Annotated in this window: 26 protein-coding genes and 1 CRISPR repeat array; of the genes, 9 read left to right on the forward strand and 17 right to left on the reverse strand. The window is 37.0% G+C overall.

The window, feature by feature from the left end; genetic code table 11:
- The first annotated feature begins 117 nt into the window (after window positions 1-117).
- The 9 genes from CCS77_RS05650 (at window position 118) to CCS77_RS10635 (ending at window position 11,450) form a co-directional block, all read left to right on the forward strand.
- Window positions 118-810 carry a CRISPR-associated endoribonuclease Cas6 gene (locus CCS77_RS05650; RefSeq protein WP_107916823.1) on the forward strand — a complete coding sequence of 231 codons (693 nt, stop codon included), beginning with the start codon at window positions 118-120 and terminating at the stop codon, window positions 808-810.
- Window positions 811-978: 168 nt separating this feature from the next.
- Entirely contained in the window at window positions 979-2,745 is a 1,767-nt protein-coding gene (locus CCS77_RS05655) for a TM1802 family CRISPR-associated protein (RefSeq protein ID WP_107916824.1), read from the forward strand.
- A gap of 10 nt (window positions 2,746-2,755) precedes the next feature.
- A complete protein-coding gene (cas7b, locus tag CCS77_RS05660) occupies window positions 2,756-3,697 on the forward strand; it encodes a type I-B CRISPR-associated protein Cas7/Csh2 (RefSeq protein ID WP_107916825.1) in 942 nt (313 codons plus the stop codon).
- A 1-nt stretch (window position 3,698) separates the two neighbouring features.
- Complete coding sequence (gene cas5, locus CCS77_RS05665; protein ID WP_107916826.1) at window positions 3,699-4,409, forward strand: CRISPR-associated protein Cas5; 711 nt, start codon at window positions 3,699-3,701, stop codon at window positions 4,407-4,409.
- On the forward strand, window positions 4,387-6,585 hold the full coding sequence (locus tag CCS77_RS05670; protein WP_107916827.1) for a CRISPR-associated helicase/endonuclease Cas3: 2,199 nt from the start codon (window positions 4,387-4,389) through the stop codon (window positions 6,583-6,585). Before cas5 ends, CCS77_RS05670 begins: the two co-directional genes overlap by 23 nt.
- Window positions 6,585-7,085 carry a CRISPR-associated protein Cas4 gene (locus CCS77_RS05675; protein ID WP_107916828.1) on the forward strand — a complete coding sequence of 167 codons (501 nt, stop codon included), beginning with the start codon at window positions 6,585-6,587 and terminating at the stop codon, window positions 7,083-7,085. Before CCS77_RS05670 ends, CCS77_RS05675 begins: the two co-directional genes overlap by 1 nt.
- 8 nt (window positions 7,086-7,093) lie before the next feature.
- Window positions 7,094-7,372, forward strand: coding sequence for a CRISPR-associated endonuclease Cas2 (gene cas2 / locus CCS77_RS05680; RefSeq protein ID WP_087580826.1), 279 nt, complete (start codon window positions 7,094-7,096; stop codon window positions 7,370-7,372).
- Window positions 7,373-7,381: 9 nt separating this feature from the next.
- Window positions 7,382-8,380, forward strand: coding sequence for a CRISPR-associated endonuclease Cas1 (gene cas1 / locus CCS77_RS05685; RefSeq protein WP_107916829.1), 999 nt, complete (start codon window positions 7,382-7,384; stop codon window positions 8,378-8,380).
- Between the two features lie 154 nt (window positions 8,381-8,534).
- Window positions 8,535-11,342: direct repeats of the CRISPR family, unit length 30 nt; unit sequence ATTAGAATTTACTCCGTTGGAGTTTGAAAC.
- Between the two features lie 9 nt (window positions 11,343-11,351).
- Window positions 11,352-11,450: a S26 family signal peptidase gene (locus tag CCS77_RS10635; RefSeq protein WP_219811385.1), complete on the forward strand. Its 99-nt coding sequence runs from the start codon at window positions 11,352-11,354 to the stop codon at window positions 11,448-11,450.
- A gap of 162 nt (window positions 11,451-11,612) precedes the next feature.
- Here CCS77_RS10635 and CCS77_RS10870 read toward each other — a convergent pair whose 3' ends face one another.
- The 17 genes from CCS77_RS10870 to CCS77_RS05770 all read right to left on the reverse strand — a co-directional run bounded on the left by CCS77_RS10870 (window position 11,613) and on the right by CCS77_RS05770 (window position 23,431).
- Window positions 11,613-12,134, reverse strand: coding sequence for a ComEA family DNA-binding protein (locus CCS77_RS10870; RefSeq protein ID WP_107916830.1), 522 nt, complete (start codon window positions 12,132-12,134; stop codon window positions 11,613-11,615).
- A 137-nt stretch (window positions 12,135-12,271) separates the two neighbouring features.
- Entirely contained in the window at window positions 12,272-12,628 is a 357-nt protein-coding gene (gene rplS / locus CCS77_RS05695) for a 50S ribosomal protein L19 (RefSeq protein WP_107916831.1), read from the reverse strand.
- An 8-nt stretch (window positions 12,629-12,636) separates the two neighbouring features.
- Window positions 12,637-13,329 (reverse strand): tRNA (guanosine(37)-N1)-methyltransferase TrmD, encoded by a 693-nt coding sequence (gene trmD / locus CCS77_RS05700; protein WP_107916832.1) that lies wholly within the window; start codon window positions 13,327-13,329, stop codon window positions 12,637-12,639.
- Window positions 13,326-13,856 (reverse strand): ribosome maturation factor RimM, encoded by a 531-nt coding sequence (rimM, locus tag CCS77_RS05705; protein ID WP_107916833.1) that lies wholly within the window; start codon window positions 13,854-13,856, stop codon window positions 13,326-13,328. Before rimM ends, trmD begins: the two co-directional genes overlap by 4 nt.
- Complete coding sequence (locus tag CCS77_RS05710; protein ID WP_009293991.1) at window positions 13,849-14,091, reverse strand: KH domain-containing protein; 243 nt, start codon at window positions 14,089-14,091, stop codon at window positions 13,849-13,851. Before CCS77_RS05710 ends, rimM begins: the two co-directional genes overlap by 8 nt.
- On the reverse strand, window positions 14,091-14,318 hold the full coding sequence (gene rpsP, locus CCS77_RS05715) for a 30S ribosomal protein S16 (RefSeq protein WP_009293992.1): 228 nt from the start codon (window positions 14,316-14,318) through the stop codon (window positions 14,091-14,093). Before rpsP ends, CCS77_RS05710 begins: the two co-directional genes overlap by 1 nt.
- A gap of 71 nt (window positions 14,319-14,389) precedes the next feature.
- The gene (gene ffh / locus CCS77_RS05720) at window positions 14,390-15,730 is read right to left on the reverse strand and encodes a signal recognition particle protein (RefSeq protein ID WP_107847865.1); all 1,341 of its coding nucleotides are present in this window, start codon (window positions 15,728-15,730) and stop codon (window positions 14,390-14,392) included.
- A 63-nt stretch (window positions 15,731-15,793) separates the two neighbouring features.
- Window positions 15,794-16,552 carry an RluA family pseudouridine synthase gene (locus tag CCS77_RS05725; protein ID WP_107916834.1) on the reverse strand — a complete coding sequence of 253 codons (759 nt, stop codon included), beginning with the start codon at window positions 16,550-16,552 and terminating at the stop codon, window positions 15,794-15,796.
- Window positions 16,549-17,685 carry a lipid IV(A) 3-deoxy-D-manno-octulosonic acid transferase gene (gene waaA / locus CCS77_RS05730; protein WP_107916835.1) on the reverse strand — a complete coding sequence of 379 codons (1,137 nt, stop codon included), beginning with the start codon at window positions 17,683-17,685 and terminating at the stop codon, window positions 16,549-16,551. Before waaA ends, CCS77_RS05725 begins: the two co-directional genes overlap by 4 nt.
- A gap of 8 nt (window positions 17,686-17,693) precedes the next feature.
- Window positions 17,694-18,401 carry a zinc ribbon domain-containing protein gene (locus CCS77_RS05735; RefSeq protein ID WP_103634791.1) on the reverse strand — a complete coding sequence of 236 codons (708 nt, stop codon included), beginning with the start codon at window positions 18,399-18,401 and terminating at the stop codon, window positions 17,694-17,696.
- Window positions 18,402-18,417: 16 nt separating this feature from the next.
- A complete protein-coding gene (locus CCS77_RS05740) occupies window positions 18,418-19,140 on the reverse strand; it encodes a Nif3-like dinuclear metal center hexameric protein (RefSeq protein ID WP_107916836.1) in 723 nt (240 codons plus the stop codon).
- A gap of 6 nt (window positions 19,141-19,146) precedes the next feature.
- Window positions 19,147-20,007: a glycine--tRNA ligase subunit alpha gene (glyQ, locus tag CCS77_RS05745; protein ID WP_107916837.1), complete on the reverse strand. Its 861-nt coding sequence runs from the start codon at window positions 20,005-20,007 to the stop codon at window positions 19,147-19,149.
- Window positions 20,008-20,017: 10 nt separating this feature from the next.
- Window positions 20,018-20,434: a GyrI-like domain-containing protein gene (locus tag CCS77_RS05750; RefSeq protein WP_107916838.1), complete on the reverse strand. Its 417-nt coding sequence runs from the start codon at window positions 20,432-20,434 to the stop codon at window positions 20,018-20,020.
- 3 nt (window positions 20,435-20,437) lie between these two features.
- On the reverse strand, window positions 20,438-20,911 hold the full coding sequence (locus CCS77_RS05755) for a DUF3972 domain-containing protein (RefSeq protein WP_002942132.1): 474 nt from the start codon (window positions 20,909-20,911) through the stop codon (window positions 20,438-20,440).
- 11 nt (window positions 20,912-20,922) lie between these two features.
- Window positions 20,923-21,417: a 5-(carboxyamino)imidazole ribonucleotide mutase gene (gene purE, locus CCS77_RS05760; RefSeq protein ID WP_021085555.1), complete on the reverse strand. Its 495-nt coding sequence runs from the start codon at window positions 21,415-21,417 to the stop codon at window positions 20,923-20,925.
- Complete coding sequence (locus CCS77_RS05765) at window positions 21,414-22,673, reverse strand: peptidase U32 family protein (RefSeq protein WP_107916839.1); 1,260 nt, start codon at window positions 22,671-22,673, stop codon at window positions 21,414-21,416. Before CCS77_RS05765 ends, purE begins: the two co-directional genes overlap by 4 nt.
- Complete coding sequence (locus CCS77_RS05770; RefSeq protein ID WP_107916840.1) at window positions 22,673-23,431, reverse strand: chemotaxis protein; 759 nt, start codon at window positions 23,429-23,431, stop codon at window positions 22,673-22,675. The genes CCS77_RS05765 and CCS77_RS05770 overlap by 1 nt, the downstream gene beginning before the upstream one ends.
- Between the last annotated feature and the right edge of the window lie 110 nt (window positions 23,432-23,541).

Below are 23,541 nucleotides of genomic sequence, written 5' to 3' on the forward strand. Positions count from 1 at the left end.
TTTAGCTACATTATTTTAAAATAAAAAATAAATTCTAAAAAATTTATTTTATATAATTGTCTATTTTTTACAAAATTTTGAGTTATAATCCATTTTAGCAACAAATAAGGAGCAAGGATGATCATTATAAATTCACGCCTACCTACTCAAAATTTAAAAATAGTAAAGTCTTTATCCAGGCTCATACAAGGCTATATTTATAGCTATTTGCCAAAGGCTGAACATGACGGATACACACATAAAGAAAGCGGTAAAAATTTTAAAAGATCAAATTTTGATTTTAATCTAAATGGCTTAAGCTTAGAGATAAGATTTAGCTCGTTTGTGCCAGAATTTGAAAAAACGATCGCTTTTGCTGTGCTAAAAGATGGATTAAAACTTGGCAACATTTATTTAGTTGATACATCTGTGTCGGTAAAAGAGCATAGAATTTTACAAAATGAGGCTACTTTTCAGGGATGTGTTGCGTGTTCGGTCGTTGGACTTTTGGGATACAAAGTGCATCTTGAGCCGCAAGACTCTAGACATCTTGAAATGATGAAAACAAACGCGCTGCAAAGATTTGAAACACTTATGGGGTATAAATATAAGGGCGAATTTGAGCTAAATTTGCTTTGGCAAAATTTACAAAAGCCATTATATTTTTACTACGGTAACAACAATATGCCAGTCAAGGCATGGCCTGCAAAATGGCACATCAAAGCAAGGCCAGAGCTTATAAATTTGATCCTTGATGTGGGGGTTGGTAGTGGATGTATGAACTGCGGACTAGGGTTTTTAGAAGCAGTAGAAGAAAAGCAAGTTGAATAAAATATGAATTTCAAATCCTACAAGGAAACTACTATTTGGCTTGCTTTTCTTGGATTATTGTACAACAAAATAGACAATAGATCAAAATATCATTGTATAAAATATGATAATTTGACTTTTAAAAATATTTGGAGTAAAGTAACGCTTACTTAGTTTAAGGAACATGTTTTGGCTGATATAGTTAAAATTCTTGCTGACATAGGCGAGGTATATGAAAAAGAAGAGCTTAAGCTCAAAAATGGCGCTCACAAATATGACAAGATCAAAGTCTATCTCTGCGACATAAAAACCAAGCGAATAGAGCCAAATTTAAACATAAGCAAAGACGACCTAATAATATGTAGATTTGGCGTTGGGGCAAATTCTGGCAATCTTTTCCCAAATTCTCAATTTTTATCCAAAGAAATAAATAAAGACGAAGCTAAATTTATAAGAGGCATTTTAAAATCCATATCAAATTTGCTCTCTTTTTTTGAGCCAAGCATTATAGAAAAAGACGCTATTTTATCCATACTATCAAGCATAAACGAAGAGTATTTTGCTGGTATTATAGATGAGATCAAAGGTCTTGATGAGCTAAAAAACGAAAAAGGCAAAAAAGTTGCTACTTTTTTCTCGCTCTCATATAATGGCAAGCCAGTTTCTGCATATTTTAAGCAAATTTTTGAAAATCATATCAGCGTAAAAGAGCAAAAATCATCTTACGGATACGATATTTTGACAAACAAAAAAGGTATCGGCGGTGATGCAAATTTAGCGTTTTGCTCGGTAAATGAGATGCCTGCTAATATGCAATTTATCAAATCAAAACTACTGCCACTGAGCGCCAATAGTGCAAAAAAGGTAGAAAATGGCTTTAAGGCGATAAAAGATAAGCTATCGCATAATTTTTATGGTATGAAAATGGCGATTTTACCGACTATTTTGAGTAGCTCAGTAAATTTAGAAGAAATTGTAAAAATACTTGAAGAGACTTCAAAGAACGACATAAAAAATATTGAAATCGCCGAGGAAGCCATAAAATTTAGCATAGATTATTATCTCGAGACAACAGCTAAAAAGCAGGAAAATTTACCTGTTTTAAATACGATTTTATTTTACACGCAAAGCAACGCTGCTATCGATTTAAAGCTTGCGATAGACGATGTTTTACCATCTTTTATCTCTCGCATCTCAAATTTAATGAGCCATTTTAACATAAAAGCCTTCTATGAAAAAAATAGCGGCACAGAAGAGACGATCTATCTGCAAAATTTATTTGAAAGCAGGCTTGGCGTGATGAGCTTTTTGTTATCGCGAAATAAATTTGATTTAGAGATTATGATAGAAAGATATAGCGATCTGATTTATTATGGTAGCGTCAATAAAAGCTATGCAAAAAAGTTGGAATGGAGCAAATACTTTAACGATTTTTACAAAGAAAGAAAGTTTGAAAATATTGCAAAATATCAAAATTTCTTTAATGAGATCAATGTCTTAAACAAAAAACTAGTCTTTCAAAAGGAGTGCGATTTGGAAAATTTAACCGATAAAAAAGAACTAATCAAAGAGCTAATCAAAAATAGCGAGTTTTTAAATCAAAACGATGCGCTCACTAGCGCTTATTTGCTCGGTATGCTAAGCGCGGCCATGATAAACTGGCAGCTTGGCGTGAACGGCGGCGTATCCTTTAGCAACTGGCTTAACGACTGCGGATCGATAAGCATGGAAAATTTAGAACGAATTTGGACCAAGTGCGATGAGATGATTAGAAAGCTTAAGGCTGCTTCTGGCAAGCCAAATGCTAACATTGAAAACATAAAAGAGTGTTTGATCGAAATTTTACCGCAGGTCTTTTCTAAGGAGAGAAAGATGGTAAAAACCTCACATACTACACTTGCCTTTGCTATGGGCGGAAGTGACTATCGTAAATTTATAAAAGAAAAAACAAAATAAGGAGAATAAGATGCAAAAAAAAGAGATACTTTTTTTATGGGACGGAGAGAACTGGAACCCAAACGGTGATATGCTAAAGGATAACGCTCCTAGGCGAGATGATGAAACTGGCGTAGCCGAGGTGACGGACGTGCGCATAAAAAGGACTATTAGAGATGAGATCATGAAAAAAGATGAGGCGTCGATTTTTATAAAGGAGTATAGGATAGAAGACGCCCTGCTAGACGCTAAAACGGCTATCAGACAGAGTATAAACATAAAGCAAGGCAAAAGCGAACTGCAAAAAGAAATTTTGTCTAAATTTATCGATATCCGCGCATTTGGCGGAGTTTTGCCTATTTCAGATAAAGACGAGATGAAGCAAGACAAAGAGATAAAAACTGCAGGCGTTCAGTTTACTGGACCAGTGCAGTTTAGACTAAGCAAATCCCTAAACAAGGTCGAAGTAGAGCATGTTAAAGGAACTGGCGCTTTTGCTAGCGACTACGATCCAAATGATCCAAAAAAACAAAAAGATCAAGCGACTTTTAGAGAAGAGGAATTTATAAAATACGCTATTTTTGCTACTTATGGCATCATAGATAACTATAATGCAGCAAAAACAGGCTTTAACGAAGCCGATGAGGCTAAAATTTTAAAAGCTTTATGGCACGGCACTAAAAACCTAACAACTCGCTCCAAAATCGGTCAAACTCCGAGGTTTATGCTAATCATCACATACAAAGACGATACGTTTGCAGGCGATCTAAACAATAGCATAAGCCTAAAAAGCGAAAAAGAAGATAGAGTGATAAGAAGCATCAATGAATACACTATCGACTTTACAAATTTAAAAAATAAACTCGCGAGATACGCCGCAAATATAGAAAAGATAGAGTATATGAGCGATTATGATTTTGAAACGATAAACAAAGAAAATTTTGACAGCAGTTGGAAAAAGATAGAGGCATAAAATGAGCATTGTTGCTTTTAGATTATTTGGCGATTACGCTCATTTTTCGCATCCAGCGACGATTTACTCTAGCTTGACCTATCCAGTACCGCCAAAGACCACTATAATGGGCTTTTTAGGCGCTGTTATAGGCGAAGAAGAGTACTTTAAGCTATCAAACATCCAATACAGCGTAAAAATAGATAGGCAAATTTTAAAAAAAAGTTTTGTCTTTAACGGCATAAAATTTGCCCTATCAAGCAATATGCACATAGAGGAAGGTTATCAAAACGCAAAAGAGAAAAAGCAGTTTTACAGAGAGCTAATCTGCTCGCCATCTTATGTCGTATTTTTAAATTTAGAAAATTTAGGGCAAAGGTATCAAGATAAAATAATCTCAAATTTAAAAGAGCATAAAACCGCCTTTACGCCCTATCTTGGGATAAATTTTTGTATAGCGGATTTTAGCTGGATCGATATAAAAATATGCGAAAAAATATCGCAAGCTGAAAGCTTTATAAATACATTTACGCTTATGGATGATTTTATTTTTGAAGACATTAATGAAAATGCGAAATTAACTACGGCAAGAATGCCTTGTGGCTGCGAAAATGGACGAATTTTTAAAGATTTTAAAGACTTTGTTATGGAGATAAATGGCAAAGAGCTTATAAAATCTAAAAATCATGGAAATATTTATCAGATAAATGATGAAAGAGTCTATTTTATTTGACGAGTTTTGGTCTCATCCAAATAAACTTTTAGAAAATCATATAAAAAATATGATCTCGCCTGACGACGATGAGCTGGGTAAGCAGGTCAAACTCTACCACGACATCGCAAAACTGAAAAATAATTTTCAAATTTACATCAGAGATACTTCAAACGACAAGCTGGATAAAAACCACTCGCTCTTGTCGGCATATTTTTTCTTGTTAAACTCAAAATTTGATGAGATACCAACCCTGTTTGGCTTTCTTGCTATCGTTTCGCACCACGGCGACGTGGTAAATTTAATGACGCTAGCCAGAGAAGCTAATAAATTTTTTAAAAACCAAAAAGAGCTAGAGCAGTGGGATGAAGTGGCTGGCGCTGCTAAAAACATTAAGATCTATTCTGGATTATCTACAAAAAAGGATGAGTTTTTAGATAGAGCGGAAAAGCTTCGTCAATACTTAGTTTTATCGCAGTACAGGCACAAATTTACCTATGAGGACTTTATAAATTTCAAAAGCCTATATTCAAATTTGATTTATAACGATAAATTTGAAGCTATCTTTAGCATGCCAAAACAGCAAAGCAAAGATATACCGATAGATGTTTTAGAGAGTGATATCCAAAATTTGCCGCCAAATAAAAAGCGAGATGCGTTTAGAAATTTTGTCTTAAACAACTTTGACAAAGAGTGCAAACTTTTTACTTTGACTGCGCCCACTGGCTATGGTAAGACTTTGACGGCATTAAATTTTGCATTGAAATTTAATAAACCTCGCATAATTTATGCGCTTCCATTTACTTCGATAATCGATCAAACCTACGATATAGTCGCGAAAATTTATAAAAATAGCGATATTTTGGTCAGCAAGGCACATCACAAAACGACGATAGGCGAAGAAAATCTAACCCAAGAGGATAGATACTCAAAGATCAAATTTTTGATGGAGTCTTTTAGCGGCGAGATAAACGTAACTACGCTTTATCAGCTGATATTTGCGCTATTTGGCAATAAAAACAAAGATAATGTTAAATTTAATCAGCTAAAAAATAGCGTCGTTATCATCGATGAGGCGCAAGCGATCCCATATAATTTTAGAAAAGATTTTATCCTGCTTTGCGAGATCATTTCGCAGAGGCTTGGCACTATTTTTATATTTATGTCAGCGACGATGCCGGTCATAAAAAGCGAAAATTTTAAAGAAATTTCAAATTTAGACTATTTTTCAAAGCAGGACAGATACGTCATAAAATGGCTTGATATAGGCGGCGAAGATGAGCTTTTAGAAAAGATTTGCGAGGCTGCAAGCGATAAAAATACTCTAGTCGTCGTAAATACTATCAAAAAAGCGCAGGAGCTTTTTACAAAACTAAGGGATAAATTTAGCTGCTTTTGCCTAAACGGATATATGTATGATGATCACAAGCGTGCTACTATAGAGGCTGTAAGGTGCGCGGTAAATAAAAGTAAAGTTGATCCGCTCGCAAGCAAAATTTTACTTATCTCCACGCAGTCCATCGAGGCGGGAGTGGATCTTGACTTTGACATTGGGTTTCGCGAAGTCTCGCCCATTAGCTCTATCATACAAACAGCAGGGCGCGTAAATAGGCATTTTGGAGCAACAAGAGGCGAGCTATACGTCTTTCCTGAAATAAGCAAATTTACAAATTTGATTTACGGCGATTTGTATAAAGTAAGTGGAACTATTTTGAGCGATCTTAAGCAAAAAGAGGTGAGAGAGAGCGAAATTTTAGAAATTTCAAATTTGTATTTTCAAAAGATAAGCAATCAACTGGAAAATTTGCATGTAAAAAGCGAGATAGAAAAGTTGGAATTTGAAAATATAAATCAAAAAATAGAGGAAATCATGAACGACAACTACAAACAAACCATAATAATCGAGCCTAAAGAAAATTTTATTAAAGATTTTGAAGCTAAAATTTTTGAAATAAAAAATAGTCCGAATGAGAAATTTACCATAAAAGATCTTTTTAAAAACCACATCAGAAAGTTGTCAAAATTTAGCATAAACGTAACGTTAAAAGATATGAATAAGCTAATGCCTAATTTAAAACAAATAAACGGACTAAAAGATATGTTTTATCTGCCGTTTGGCTCGTCTTATTTTTATAGTGCCGAGTATGGCCTTAAAAAAGATACGAATTTAGACATAACCGATGAGGTATTTGACTAATGTTCTCAAAAGATCAGATCACTGGCACGCTTGTGAATTACTACTTCACCTGTAAGCGCGAGGCGTGGCTTTACGCGCATCAGATCCATGCCGACCAAGAGGATGAAAACGTGCTGATGGGCAAGGCGCTGGCGGACATCAAAGAGCGCGATTTGCAAGAATTTGCCTTTGGCAACCTAAAATTTGACAAACTCTCAAAACAGCACGGCCACTACCTCATCACTGAGTATAAAAAGAGCCTAAAAAACGAGCTTGCAGGCAAGATGCAACTGCTTTTTTACATCTATCTTTTAAAAACTGGCTTAAATTTAAAAGAGGTAAAAGGCAAACTAATAAGCGGTAAAAAGGTGATATTAGTTGATGACACCAGCGAAAATTTCGCTCTAATGGAGCAAATTTTAGGCGAGATAAGCGCACTTGCAAATTTAGAAAAGCCACCCAAATTTACGCAGGGCAAATTTTGCCAAAACTGCGCATATCACGACTATTGCACTGTTTAGGAGGCAAGATGTATGTGATACTTTTTTACGACATCGTAGGGCGCGAGCAAAAAGAGCGAAATAACGCAAATCGTATCAGAAAAGCGGTCGAGAAGTTTCTGCCTCGCGTGCAGTTTTCAGTCTATGAGGGCGAGATCCGCGAGAGCGACTTTAAAAAACTAAGCAAGACGCTGCAAAAAGAGTGCGTAAGCGAGCTAGACTCCATCGTCATCTATACATTTAACTCACTAAAATACTCCGAGCGCATCGTCATTGGCGTAGATAAAAATAGCCCGGTATTTAGCTAAGGAGCAAATATGCAAAAGAACGATAGGACGCACTTTATACTTAGTCCAGGTAGGCTTTATAGGCAAGATAACAATATCTATTTTGAAAAATTTGACGAGATGGGCGAGCGAGCTTCGTGCAAGATCCTGCCGGTAAACGCGATCGATGAAATTTACATGCTGGCAAAGGTGCAGATCGACACCTACACCATCGCATTTTTAGCGGATAATAACATCCTTTTGCACATCTTTAGTCCGTATCAGAGCTTTCGCGGGAATTTCTACCCAAACACGCCAAACTCCGTAAATAAAAGCGGCTTTGTGCTGCTTTGCCAGCTCCGCTCTTTTGATGATCCGATCAAACGTGCATATATCGCGCGCGAGATCACTAGAGCCCACATCATAAATGACGCTGCAAACTGCAAAAGACACGGCGTAAAATTTGACGTGCAGCCTCACATAAAGGCACTAGATGCCGCCACTAGCGTGCCTGCTATCATGGCGGTAGAGGGTGCATTTCAAAAGCTCTACTACGAAAAGTGGAACGAGATCATCGCAGATCAGCGAAGCTTTAAATTTACCGTCCGCTCAAAACGCCCGCCAGCTGATAAGATAAATAGCTTCATAAGCTACGTAAATACGCGTATCTACAACATCTGCCTAAGCGAAATTTACAAGACCGAGCTAGATCCTCGCATTGGCTTTTTGCACGAGCCAAACTACCGCGCGCTAAGCCTTCACCTCGACCTTGCGGAGATTTTTAAGCCGATCTTGGGCGACACGCTGATTTTTAACATGCTAAATAAAAAAGAGATCACCGCAAAAGACTTCCAAACGGACGCTGGCAGGATAAAATTTAGCAACGACGCCGTGCAAAAGATCGAGCTAAAGATGATCTCGCGCCTTTGCGAGACGCTCACGGTGGGCGGTAGGGAGCTAACGTGGAGGCAGGTGATCCGCCGCGAAGCAAATAAGCTTAAAAAGTGTATCTGCGAGGACGCGCCTTATGAAGGCTTTAGGTGGGAGTGAAATCGCATTTTAATAAAGCGTTTTTTAAGATTTTAAAATGCTTGAAATTTAGGGCTTGGCGTATTTGTACATGACTAAATTTTAGTCAAATTTAAGGCGAAAAAATATAGACTTCTTGCACTAGAACACCTATAAAATCAGCTTTTTGGTGCTAATTAGAATTTACTCCGTTGGAGTTTGAAACTTTTGTTTAGATCGCTATTTTCGGAGCAGGCATACAAATTAGAATTTACTCCGTTGGAGTTTGAAACGCTTTTTTGGCAAAGGCGCAGAGATCGCCAACCAAAATTAGAATTTACTCCGTTGGAGTTTGAAACATATTGCAAGCGATAAGCCAAATTTTGGCGATACAAAAATTAGAATTTACTCCGTTGGAGTTTGAAACATGTAGAAAATTTGGGTCTTTAATGTAGAAAATTTGAATTAGAATTTACTCCGTTGGAGTTTGAAACTTAGTATATTGACTAACTCTTTCCTGACGATTTGAATTAGAATTTACTCCGTTGGAGTTTGAAACTCATCATAAAACATTGCTTTGCAGCCGTTTTTCCAAATTAGAATTTACTCCGTTGGAGTTTGAAACCTCCCACGAATGGCGGTAACGGAATAGGAGCTGCAAATTAGAATTTACTCCGTTGGAGTTTGAAACGGCGAAGGGGGGCTTTTATGACCCAGCTGGCTCATTAATTAGAATTTACTCCGTTGGAGTTTGAAACTAAATTTAGTCCCTGCCCTACTTTCATCTCCAGATAATTAGAATTTACTCCGTTGGAGTTTGAAACGCTGATCGACTGTTAATAGATTTTCTCTCATTTTATAATTAGAATTTACTCCGTTGGAGTTTGAAACAAGACGTCACTCGCTCACAAAGAGTAAGGATAAGTGAAATTAGAATTTACTCCGTTGGAGTTTGAAACTATAGTAGGCTAAATCGCCGTGATTGAGTGGCTTAAAATTAGAATTTACTCCGTTGGAGTTTGAAACAAATACATTCTAAAAGGTGGTCTTGTAAGAAGTTCAAATTAGAATTTACTCCGTTGGAGTTTGAAACCACTATAAAATAAACAATTGTCGTAAGTTTGAAATCCTAATTAGAATTTACTCCGTTGGAGTTTGAAACCCAGTAATAGTATATTCAATAACACTAGGCTCATTAATTAGAATTTACTCCGTTGGAGTTTGAAACCACCTTTGTACACACTTATATTATATTTAGCCAAGAATTAGAATTTACTCCGTTGGAGTTTGAAACAAAGTAATATTTCGATATTCTAAGGCAGATAAACTACTATTAGAATTTACTCCGTTGGAGTTTGAAACCTAAAATGGCTGAAACTACACATAAACCTAGCTATATATTAGAATTTACTCCGTTGGAGTTTGAAACTAGAAAACTAAATGGCAGGATTGATCTAATATCTCATTAGAATTTACTCCGTTGGAGTTTGAAACTTTTATGAAGCCCTTAACTCTGCGAGCAATCATAAAATTAGAATTTACTCCGTTGGAGTTTGAAACATTCTAATTTTTGGTCTGCTCCAAAAAATTCAAAATTAGAATTTACTCCGTTGGAGTTTGAAACATTTCAGCAGTAGAAACAGCAGTGAGAAAAGCGACAAATTAGAATTTACTCCGTTGGAGTTTGAAACCTAATGATGATATAGCTATCTGTATTTGTGCTGGATAATTAGAATTTACTCCGTTGGAGTTTGAAACGAGAAACTGGCAAGATTGATTCTACTATTTCAACTTATTAGAATTTACTCCGTTGGAGTTTGAAACATGCCCTCTTGATCGACAATGCCAAACGCCATCGCCATTAGAATTTACTCCGTTGGAGTTTGAAACGAGGCAGTCACTTGTGAGATTTTGCCAAACAAAAAGGCATTAGAATTTACTCCGTTGGAGTTTGAAACACCGCTAAGGGGCGAGGACTAAAGCCAGTTAAAAAGATTAGAATTTACTCCGTTGGAGTTTGAAACCATGTTTCCAAATTAGAAACAACTACTGCATTGCATTAGAATTTACTCCGTTGGAGTTTGAAACCAGTTTCCATCTTGTCTTTTGCCAGCATAACCGAATTAGAATTTACTCCGTTGGAGTTTGAAACTATAGTTGTTTCTTATGTTTTGTTTTTTGCTTTAGATTAGAATTTACTCCGTTGGAGTTTGAAACACATTTATGGGGTGGTAGTATATGCCTGCGCTTGTAGATTAGAATTTACTCCGTTGGAGTTTGAAACATTTGACAAGAGCCACCATTTGGCGGACTTCGTCATTAGAATTTACTCCGTTGGAGTTTGAAACGCTTTGAGATCATTATGTTTTCTTTGAAATATCTATTAGAATTTACTCCGTTGGAGTTTGAAACACGGCTTTCAAACTTCAATTAATAATCCTAGTGGTATTAGAATTTACTCCGTTGGAGTTTGAAACACGGCTTTCAAACTTCAATTAATAATCCTAGTGGTATTAGAATTTACTCCGTTGGAGTTTGAAACAAAATGGTTTTAAAAACTGGTTAAGCAATATCATAAAATTAGAATTTACTCCGTTGGAGTTTGAAACTCTGCTAATTCTTGCCTAGTCATTTTTAATACTTTTATTAGAATTTACTCCGTTGGAGTTTGAAACCAAAACTAAGAATACCATCATCTTTTAAGTGCCTTAGATTAGAATTTACTCCGTTGGAGTTTGAAACGTTCGTCTTGTAAAGGCAAAAGTGAAGCAAGCGCATTAGAATTTACTCCGTTGGAGTTTGAAACGAGCTAATAAGCGAGCTAAGAAGAATAAGGGCAAGCATATTAGAATTTACTCCGTTGGAGTTTTAAACTTTCGGCAATATCGCTGAAAGTAGCCGAATTTTCATTAGAATTTACTCCGTTGGAGTTTGAAACAACTGGTGAAGTTGGCCTATAAGCTCTCCACTTCCGATTAGAATTTACTCCGTTGGAGTTTGAAATCCACCAAACATGGTTGGCGACAACCGCAATCACTCTTTTGATAGTCGTTTTTTTGGGGCAGTTCCATATAAATTTTTAGTTGGCAAAGTTAGATGGCAGCTGTTTTGACACAATTCAGAAAAACGCCTTGACCAAATATTAAAATAAAATAAATTATCGGATCAATGAAATTTAAAGAAGGTTATAATACTTTTTGTCAATTATAATTAAAACAAAAAATATATGAATTTATAAAACCCACTTGTAAAGACAAGCAGGTTTTAAAATGTTTTATTTCTCTAGTTTTTCTTTAAGTTTTTCTTTTTTAGATTTAGCTTTTGAAGCAGCTTTTTCTTTCTTTTCTTTTACTTTGTCAACAACTTTGTCTTTTTCATCTTTTGCTTTTTCACCCATACTAGTTTCATCTTCTTTGCTAGAAGTTAGCTCTTCTTTAGTTTTAGAAGCCTTCTTTTTAAATTTATCTTTTTTATCAGAGATTTTATCTTTCATCTCGTCTTTTACCTCATCCATTTTCTTCTTACTAGCTTTTGCTTTTTCGCTTACTTCGCTCTTGCCAGTAGTAGAAATTTCACCTTTTAGGTTATCAAAAGTTTTATCGCCGATGCCATTTACATTTTTGAGATCGTCGATTGAGTTAAATTTATTTGCTTTTCTATACTCGATGATAGCATCTGCTTTTGCACTGCCGATACCATCAAGACTCATAAGTTCCTCTTTTGTAGCTGTGTTTAGATTGATTGCTGCCATAGCCAAAGACGCAATAGCTGCAAGTGAAATCAAAATTTTTTTCATTTCCATTCCTTAAAAGTAAATTTGAGGTAAAATTCTAGCAAAGAGTGATTAATGAAGTATAAATATGAAGTAATATAAAAATGATTTTAAATATAGTTTATAGGAGAGAATCCCTGAAAAATTTCAGGGAAAAAGCTTTATTTTCTAAGTTCGCGGATCTTAGCTGCTTTACCGCGTAGTTCGCGTAGATAGAATAGCTTAGCTCTTCTAACACGACCTTTTCTAAGAACCTTTATCTCTTCGATAGAATCGCTAAATATCGGGAAAATTCTCTCAACACCAACACTGTTAGCGCCGATTTTTCTGATGATAAATGTTTCACCAGTGCCGCTACCACGTCTAGCTATACAAATGCCTTCAAAATTTTGAATTCTCGTTTTGTCTCCCTCGTGAATACGAGTAGCCACACGCAATGTATCTCCTGCACGGAAGTCAGGGATATTCTTACCAACAATTTGAGCATTTTCAAACGCTTCAATGTATTTATTTCTCATGTTTTTCCTTATTTATGTGGCTTTAGCTTTTGATATAAATCAGGGCGAAAGTACCTTGTTTTGCAGTGAGCCATCTTGTTTTTTAAGTTGTGGATTTTAGCATGATTACCCTTTAAAAACTCTGAAACCACAAAGATGGATTTAAAATTATCAGGTTTTGTAAAAGATGGGGCTTCAAGCAAATTATCTTCAAAACTCTCCACTTCAAGGCTCATGTCGTTTCCTAAAACTCCGGGCACATTTCTTGATATTGCGTCACTCATACAAAGTGCAGGCAGCTCTCCGCCAGTTAAAATAAAATCACCTATACAAAAAACTTCGTCCGCCCAAAGCTCAATAACCCTCTCATCAAGACCTTCATATCTACTGCAGACAAAACAAATATGATCTTTTTTAGAGAGTCTTTTTGCGTCATTTTGACTAAATTTTTTACCAGCTGGCGTTAAAAAAATAACATGGGTATTTTTGTCTTTTTCTTTTAGAAGTTTGATCGACTCATCTAAAGGCTGTGGAAACATCAAGAGCCCTGCTCCACCTCCAATCATATAATCATCAACTTTATTGTGCTTATCGTTGGTAAAATTTCTTGGATTTATAAAATCAATTTCAATAAATTTATTACTAATCGCACGTTTTAAAATAGAATCACAAAAGTAAGGTTTGACTAAATTTTCAAAAAGTGTAATAAACGTAAATTTCATGAATTTTCTAAGATATCTCTAGCGCCTTTTACTAAAATCTCTCCACTATCCAAATTTACGCTTTCAATAAAGCGCTCCAAATATGGAATGTAGAAATTCTTTGGTTTACCACCTGCGATAAGCTCTTCATCAGTTTTTATGTATAAAAGTGAATTTGCAAAATTATCTTGGATATCTTCTACGACACCCAAAATTTCACCATTTTCTACAACTTTTAAGCCAACAATATCAAACTGAAAAAATTCATCTTTTTTTAGTTTGCAGTTTTTTCTGGTGAGCTCTTTTGTAGTATAAATAGTTTTGTTTACAAGTGTTTTAGCTAAGTCTAAGTCATCAAAATTTTCAAACAAAACCAGCTCTTTTGATCTGTTATAATCTTTTATGATGAGCTGATCATTGTTTTTATCAAAAAAAGTCGCGCCCTTTTTAAATTGCTCTGGGAAGTCGCTCTTGTTGTGAAGCTTTAAATAGCCCTTTAAACCAACACATCTACCGATGGTAGCGACTTCAACAATATCACTATTCAATAGCTTTTACCGTTACTCTATAACTTGTATTGTCTTTGGCTTTACAGCCAATAATAACGGTCTTTATAGCATTTATCATTTTGCCGTCTTTACCGATAAGCTTTCCAGTATCAACCTTATCAGCACTTATAATGATCTCGACAAAATTTTCACCAAGCTCTTGACGCTCAATAGTCACCTTTTCAGGAAAATCAGCTATAAGCTTGGCGTATTCGTATAAAAAATTTTCAACCATTATTTTGTAATTTGTGCAACTCTGTCGCTAAGTTTAGCACCGACACTTTTCCAGTAATCCAATCTCTCTTTGTTGAAATTTATAACATTTGGCTCAACCATAGGGTTGTAATAACCAATGCTCTCTATCCAACCGCTATCGCGTCTTTTTCTGCTATCTGTAACAACTATACGATAAAAAGGTCTTTTTTTGCGTCCCATTCTTGTTAGTCTTACTACTGTTGCCATATTATATTCTCCTCTTGTTTTTAAATAAAGCTTAAATTTAGATAACAAATATCCAAATTTAAACCCTTTTATCAAACAGGTCTTTTTAAATTTGCTTGTGAAAGCATATTTGCAAGTCCCTTTGCTCCGCCCTTTCCTGAAAATTTCTTAGCAAGCTTTGAAGCATTTTCAAACTGCTTTAAAAAGCGATTTACCTCTACTTGAGATAGTCCAGAGCCAGCTGCCAAACGCCTTTTTCTACTATTGTTTAAAAGGTCTGGATTTTCACGCTCTTTTTGCGTCATAGAGTTTATCATAGCCTTAATATGCAAAATTTCTTTTGAATTATCAAGGTCTATATCTTTTATCTGATTTGCAATATTTGAAAGTCCAGGTATCATCCCCATCAAAGATTTCATACTACCAAGTTTTTTAACGCTTTCCATTTGATCCAAAAAGTCATTAAAGTTAAATTGACCTTTTTTTATCTTTTGATTTAGACGTTTTGCCTCTTTTTCATCGATAATAGTCGATGTTTTCTCTACCAAAGTAGCTAGGTCGCCCTCGCCCATTATACGGCTTACGATACGGTCTGGTATAAAGCTCTCGATATCAGCTACTTTCTCGCCAGTACCAACAAATCTAAGTGGGATATTTAGCTGTTTTGCGATACTAATAGCTACGCCGCCCTTTGAGTCAGAGTCAAATTTAGAAAGGATAACTCCAGAAATTCCCAAAATTTCATTAAAACTTGTAGCTGTCTTTACGGCATCTTGTCCGCTCATAGCGTCAGCTACGTAGAAAATTTCATGTGGATTTATCGCATTTTTTACATCTTTTATCTCTTGCATCAACTTTTCATCGATCGCAAGACGACCAGCAGTATCCACTAAAAGCACGTCATAAAGGCCGCTTTTTGCTTTTTCTAGTGCTTCTTTTGCTACTTTTATAGGGTTGTTTTCATTTTCTATATAAAAAAGATCGATATCATTTGCAACGCAGAGCTGTTTTAGCTGCTCAACCGCTGCTAATCTTTGCAAGTCGCAAGCCGCAACTAAAACTTTTTTCTTTCTTAGCTTTAGATAGTTTGCAAGCTTGATAGTTGTCGTTGTTTTACCGCTACCTTGCAAGCCAGCCATCAAAACAATGGTCGGTGCAACTGGTGCATAGACAAAGCCTTGGTTGCCAGGAGCTGTTAAGATAGTAGTTAAATTTGACTTGATCGCATCTAAGAAATTCTTTTGACCAACGCCAGTTTGCTTTAGTTCGCTTTCGATAGACGCGAGTAGATCTTTAGTGACTTTGTGGTGAACATCAGCTTTTAAAAGAGCTTTTTTGAGCACGTCAAGTGCGTTTTTTAGAGCTTTTTCGTCATCTACAAAACGTATCTTGCTAACAGCTAATCTAAAAGACTCGCTAATTTGTTCGAACACTAATCACCTTTCGTAAGTTGTTATTAAAGGGCGTATATTACTAAATAATTTCTTTATTGCTCTTTAAATTTCAAATTTATTAGATAGCTCAAATCCAAGAGAGTTAAATTCTCTTGGGATCGGCGCTTTAAATTTATAGTTTAAAAGAGCGATAGAATAGGCATGCAAAAACATTCTATTTGCCCTATTTTTGCCGTATTTCTCATCGCCAACGATAGGTAAATTTAAGCTAGCCAAATGCACTCTTATCTGATGCGTCCTACCTGTTTTTATGGCAACTTTTACCAGCGTTTTTTTGCCCACAACCATGAGCGGTGAGATTTCACTGATCGCCTCTTTGCCATCTTTTGAGATCTTTGAGAAGGCGCCATTTTTATTTTTTATCGTTAAGATCGGCTCATTTACGACGACCTCCTCGCTCATGATGCCCCTAACTGCTGCCACGTAAATTTTCTCAACCTTCATCTTTTTAAACTCATTTATGGCAAGGCTCGCAAATTCGTCATTTTTTACAAGAAGCAGCACGCCGCTTGTGTCTTTATCGAGCCTGTGAAGGAGTGGAAATTTATAAATTTGACTAATTTTTTCGCTAGTTATGGCAGCTGGTTTGTTAATGGCTATTAAATTTTCATCTTCAAAGATAATGCTTGGCTTTGGCATCTCTTCGACGCTAAATTTAGTATTTTCGCTCATTAGCGCACGAGCGATCATCACTTTTTGTCCCTTGGCATAGACTAGCCCGCTGTCGATTAGCTCCTTTGCCTCGTTGTTTGAGATATTTTTTTGTTTGGCTAAAATTTTATACGCTTTTTCTTCACTCATAAAGTGCTCCTTATATCTTCTATGATCGCATCAGCGCTTGCTTGCACGGCGATCTTGCTCTTTTTGGCGTCACTATCTATTATGTCACCGATCTCGCTTGCTTTTGCGATGTAGATGTTTTCAACTAGGCCAAATAGCGTCTTTTGATTAAATATAAACTCGCCGCTAATTATCACTGGGCTAAATTGTGCGCACTCGATTGGATTGTGCCCACCGATATTTGGCACAAAACTGCCTCCAAGTACGACTACATCGCTAATAGCATAGATATTTACAAGCTCGCCTAAAGTATCAAGCAAATTTACTTTAGCTTCAAATTTATGCTTTTGGCTAAATTTAGCAAAGCTAAAGTCATACTTTTTAGCGTAATCGCTCGCTAGCTTTTCCACTTCAGCAAATCTCTCAGGGTGGCGTGGTGCGATGATTAAAAGATCGTTTTCTTTTAAATTTAAATTATCTAAAATCATCTCTTCTTCGCCAGTATGTGTGCTTGCTAGCACGATCACTCTAACTTTTGGCTTTTCATAAATTTTGCTTACACTTGGTAAAAACGCAGCTTTTATGTTGCCAACGACCTCTATTTCGCCTGCTCCAAGCGACTTTAGCCGCTCTTTATCAAGCTCGCTTTGGGCGTAAATTTTATCTATAAATTTAAAAAGATATCTGTAAAAAAAGCCAAATATCAAGTAGCTTTTGTAACTTCTATCTGAAATTCTTGCATTTATGAGTATCACTCGACTGCCTTTTAGCTTCGCCATGAAAACTAGCATGAGCCAAAGCTCAGCCTCAAAAATGACTAAAATTTTGCTCTTTTTTAGCCAAAATGGCAAGAAAATTTCAAATGGCAAAAATCTTGTGTTAGCACAAATTTTACTTGCTGCTTCAAAGCCCGTATTTGTCACCACGCTTATGGCTTTGCTATCAAATTTTTGCATCAAAGGCTTAAGCGCTTGCACCTCGCCAAATGAGCAAGCGTGAAAATGCACATCCGCGTCTTTAAATTTAGGATTATTAAAGAGAAAAAAACGTGCCGGGATCGATCTATGGTATTTTTTTTTGAAACTTAACAAAAGTAGAAAAATAGCCCCAAAAAAATAGAGTATTGAGGCTAAAAAATAATATATTATTATCACGAAATGTGTTATTGTTCTTGTTTATACAAAATTCTGCCACAATGCGGGCAAGTAACGATATCTTCGCCTTTTACAACCGCAGAGAAAGTTTTATCATTTATCTGCATAAAGCAACCATAACAAGCTTGTTTTTTAACAGGCACAACGGCTGTGTTGTGAGCCCATTTTCTTATTTTTTCATAAAATGCTAGGATTTTTTGGTTCATCGCAGCGACAAGTTTATCTTTTTTAGCATAGACCTCTTTGCGCTCCTTTTCGATCTTTTCAAGCTCAGATGAAACCTCGCTTTTTATCTTTTCTAAATTTCCTTCAAGCTCTGTTTTTTTAGCGTTTAGCTCATCTTTTTGAGCATTTTTATTGTCTATTAGTTTTTCAAGTCTAGCGATCTCTTCATTTGCTGCTTCAAGTTGCTCTTTTGCGATATCTTCTTCAAGACCTAGTGCTTTTATCTCTTTTTCGCTTTTTGCGCTTGAGCTTTTTTTAGCCACATCTTTGATCTTAGCACTAAATTCTGCGATATGAGCGTTTGTGCCTGATTTTTGTGATTTTAGATCATTTACCTCTTCGTCAAGTCTTTCTGCATTAACCGCTATAGTTTCACACTCTTCTTCTATGCTTTTATAGGCTTTTTCTACTTCTTGTATGCGCGGTGTGAAGCCGTCTATTTGTTTGTCAAGATCAGATAATTCAACTAATTGTTGCAAATATTTATTCATAATGTTTCCTTTTTTGTTAGCAATATGTAAATGGGTTTTTAGAATTGCTTATTATAACTTCAATTTTTAGATTTTGCAAATATTTTGCTAAAAAATCACTAAAATAACGCTCGCTTTCATAGTGATTTATGTCGATCAAATTTAGTCCATTTTCCTTTGCATAAAGGGCTTGGTGATACTTTAGATCACCCGTTAAAAAGGCGTCTGCTTTGACCTCTTGGATGAGATCTGCGCCGCTTCCAGTGCAGATACAAATTTTAGAAATTTCATCTTTTGCATGAACGGCTCTTAAATTTTCTAGCCCAAGTTTTTCTTTTACAAATTTGCAAAGCTCGCCAAATTTCATCTTCACATCAGCGTAGATCAAAAAGCCCTCTTTGCTTGAAATTTCAAGCCCCAAAACCTGCGTCGCAAATTTTTCATTTAAAAATGCAAGGTCGGCATTTGTGTGAAGCGAGATGAGCGAGATATTTTTTATCACCATCTCTCTTATGAGCGAGCTTGGATAGAGGCTATAGTCTAGGCACTTTAGCCCCTTAAAAATGAGCGGATGGTGTGTAATAATGAGCGAGTTTGGCAAGACATTTTGCAAAAGCTCGCTATCAAGATCAAGGCTTAGATAAATTCGCTCAAATTCGCTGTCAAATGAGCCAACTTGCAGGCCGCTATTATCCCAAGACTCTTGGCTAGCAAAGGGGCAAATTTCATCTAAGATTTTATAAATTTCAGCTATTTTCATCAAATTTTACTTTTGCTCTAAGCTCTCTTTATATGTTAGCGCGCACTCTTTCGCAAGCTCGCGAATTTTTAAGATGTAGTCTTGTCTTTGCGTCACGCTTATCGCTCCGCGCGCGTCAAGGACGTTAAACGTATGAGCCGCAAGCATACAGTAGTCGTAAGCAGGCAGTGAAATTTTAGCTTCCAAGCAACGCTTGCACTCGTTAAATGCGTTTTCAAACTGGTTAAAAAGCATATCAACATTTGCCACTTCAAAGTTATATTTGCTCCACTCATACTCGCCTTGTTTATGCACATCAGCGTAGGTTACGATCTTGCCATTAGAGTCATCCCAAACGATGTCGTAGACGCTATTTACGTCTTGTAGATACATGGCTAAGCGCTCAAGGCCGTATGTTATCTCGCCAGATATGAGCTCGCATGCGATGCCGCCAACTTGTTGAAAATAGGTAAATTGCGTAACCTCCATGCCATCTAGCCAGACCTCCCAGCCAAGTCCCCAAGCACCAAGTGTAGGGCTCTCCCAGTTGTCTTCGACAAAGCGGATGTCGTGATTTTTCAAATTTAGACCAAGTCTTTCAAGGCTTTTTAGATAAAGCTCTTGGATATTTTCTGGGCTTGGTTTTATGAGTACTTGAAACTGATAGTAAGCGCCAAGGCGGTTTGGGTTTTCGCCGTATCTGCCATCAGTCGGACGGCGGCTTGGAGCTACGTATGCGGTTGCCCATGGCTTTGGTCCAAGGCTTCTTAAAAATGTCGCTTGGTGATATGTGCCCGCACCTGCTGGCATGTCGTATGGCTGAAGTATGACGCAGCCTTGCTCTTGCCAATAGTTTTGAAGCGTTAGTATTATTTGTGAAAATGTCATTTTTTGCCTTTTATTTTATTGATATATAAATTTCTATTTTGTCTTTTAGGTATTTTTCAAAGTCTGTTTTATAGGTTCTTTTTAGCTCACTACTTTCAAAATATCTCCAAATTTCACCCCAAAATTTTGCAACATTTTGCGGCTCATTTGCAAAGCTAAAAAGAGCGTATTTTCCGCTTTGTATATCTAAATTTTCATCACCCTTTTGGCGTGATCTTGTGCCGATAAAGTTATCGTAATGTCCATTAAGATCACTTTCGTAATTGCAGTAAACGCTATAAATTTCGCTCTTGCCATCATAGAGCTCGCCCATAAATTTAGACCATAAAGCTGGAATTTTGCCCTTGCCGTCCATTTCATCTTCATTTTTAGTGCGAGTTTTTACTCCATAAATTTCAAAGCTATCATCTAAATTTATAATCTTCATAAACTACTTTTGTCCGTTAAAATTTTCAACCGCTTGGTTCCACATGAGCTTGTATTTTCGTTTTAAAAATTCAACTTCATCTTGTGAAATTTTAAGCTGTTTTGTAAGCGTCTCGACCGTTTTTCTATCTTCATCATAGAGCTCTTGCATCGAAATGAGCGCCTCTTTTAAAAATTTATTCTCATTTCTTAAGGTCTCAAGCGTCTCATCTTTTGCGTCAAGCACCTTTTCGTGTAAATTTAGTATCGTGCCAATCGTCTTTTCCACAAAGCTAAAACCATCTTGGCTTTGTGGCTGCAAGGATAAATTTTGCGAAACACTAGGCACCACGCTCATCGTTCCCTCGCTCGCTTCTATCAAAATTTCTCCGTTTTCCTCTTTGGTTTTTAAAACGCCACGATTTATCATATCCTCGATAACTTCGCGCTCCAAGTGCACAAGTTTGCAAAATTCATCAACTCCAAGATAGGTCTGCACCGCTTCTCCTTTTATAGTATCACTTCAACCTTTGAAGAGTCTTCCTCTAAAGCCTTTATCTTTGCCTCTCTGTCGGCCTTTAGCGCGTTTGCTAGCCCCTCATCTTCAAGGGCTAAAATTTGCACCGCAAGATAGGCTGCATTTATTGCGCCAGCCTTGCCGATAGCCAAGGTCGCCACTGGCATACCACTTGGCATTTGCACAGTTGAATAAAGTGCATCAACGCCGCTTAAAGCCGATCCTGCCATTGGTATGCCGATCACTGGCTTTGTTGTGTTTGCAGCGATCGCTCCAGCTAGGTGAGCCGCCATACCAGCAGCTGCGATAAAGACTTTTGCGCCCTTTTTCTCGGCATTTGCGACGTATTCGCTAGTTCTTTTTGGGCTTCTGTGGGCTGAGCTGATTATCAGTTCATATTTTACGCCAAATTTCTCCAGAGTCTTTGCCGTCTCGCTAACGATCTCATAGTCACTTTTACTTCCCATTATAATAGAAACAAATTTCATATTTTCTCCCTTAAAAAACTAAATTTTGGCAGCTTAACGCCGAGGTTTATCTCATTTTCATTGCCGCTGTGAATTTCGCTCATAACCTTGCCTTTTTTGGTGATGAGCTGCTTAAATTTGATAAATTTCTTGCCATCTTGCGAATAGACCTTAGAGATTTCATTTTCACTATCATCTATATGCGAGCCAGTTGGCGCAACGATCTCGTAGCTCTTATCTGGGAAAATTTTATATTTACATTTAAAAAACTCACCATCTTCACTTATGGCATTTACCTGATGAGTGCCCTCTTCTAGGCTGCTCGTGTGATTTTGCGTATCGGTTCGTTCATAAGGTCTATGCACCAAGTAGCCGTCCGTAAAACCTCGATTTTTCAGCGTATTTATCTCATTTTCATAAATTTGTGCGTCAAATTTATCGTCAATGGCGTCATCTATCGCCATTTTATAGGCTCTTGCCGTGCAAGCTGCGTAGTACTCGCTCTTTGTGCGACCCTCTATCTTAAAGCTATCAATGACACCGCTATCAACGATCTCTTTGATGTGTGAGATGAGGCAAAGATCCTTTGAATTCATGATGTGAGTGCCGTTTTCATCCTCTTCTAGACGGAAAAGTACGCCGCTCTCTTCGTTTTTTGCGTAGAGTTCATACTTAAATCTGCAGTCATTTGCGCAACTGCCACGATTTGACATACGTCCGCTTTGCACTGAGCTTACCAAACATCTTCCAGAATAGGCAAAACACATCGAGCCATGGACGAAAATTTCGATATCAAGGGTTGGAATTTCCTCTTTTATCTTTATAACATCTTTTAAATTCATCTCTCTAGCCACGACGATGCGTTTTGCGCCCATATCGTGATAAATTTTAGCATCCAGCACGTTCATAACGTTTGCCTGAGTAGAGAGGTGTATCTCGATATCTGGAGCGATCTCTTTTGCTAGGCTCATGACGCCTGGAGTTGCGATGATAAAGGCGTCTGGCTTCATCGCTGAGATGGTTTGTAAGTGCCTTTTTAGCGACTCTATCTGAGAGTTAAAAGGGAAGGCATTTATGGTCGCATAAAATTTCTTTCCCTTTTCGTGTGTGTAGTCTATCGCCTCTTTGAAGGTCTCAAGGTTAAATTCCCTTGCCGATCTAGTCCTTAGCGAAAAGCTAGCCACCGAGCCATAAACAGCGTCGGCTCCATACTCAAGGGCGATTTTAAGTTTTGTTAAATTCCCAGCTGGAGATAAAAGCTCAGGCCTTTTTAGCACTATTTTTTACCCAGACTTTCTATCAAGGCTTCGATGTCGTCGTTGCTGACAAGGTTTTCAGTCGTTGTATCACCAGCGATATGAACAGCAGAGCCAACACGCTTATCATCATCGATACGACCTTCAAACAATGTATTCATATATTTGCTAAGTGCCCTCATAACGTTGATAACACGCTCTATCTTTTGTCTGTGGATGTCTTGATACTGCATCATATCCATAGCCATCATGATCTCATCTTGTCCCATTTGTAAATTTGAGATGATATTATCGATCGTGCCAAGAAGCGAGTTATTGTTCTCCAAAGCTTCGCTAAATGCAGCAATATTTGGAAATTTCTCACTTAGTGTCGTAAATAACTCAACGTTTGAGTTTATCGCGTCTTTTAGGCTGTTTGAGTCGCTCTCAGCGTCCATAAAAAAGTTATTTATCGTCTCAAGCTTGTCAAACATCTGAGTAGCTTTCTCTTCGCTATCTCTTGTCACATCGTCAAGCTGATGTACCATTTTATGGTCTTCAGTCGGTGGTGGTGGTGGCCAAACGCCGTCTGCACTCACTCTGTAGTTTTCGCTCTGTTTTGAGCTACTCTCTGACTTTGCTTGTGGCTCATCTGCTTTAGCACTCATTGCCTCTGCAACTTCTGCTACCTCGTCTGTTTCCTCTTTGACGTCCGCGGTCTCTTGGCTGGCATCTTTAGTATCACCTAAATCATCCTCTAATCCGCCTGCCATAAGTGCGTCAAGTTCCTCTTGGGTCATAAAAGCTCCTAATAAAATTTGCCTTGATTATATAGGATTTAAATAAAAAGAAAGTTTAAAAAGCATGCGTTTATCTTTAAATTTATCAAATTTTAGGTAGCATTTTTGAA

Source organism: Campylobacter concisus, assembly GCF_003048375.1.
GTDB lineage: Bacteria > Campylobacterota > Campylobacteria > Campylobacterales > Campylobacteraceae > Campylobacter_A > Campylobacter_A concisus_T.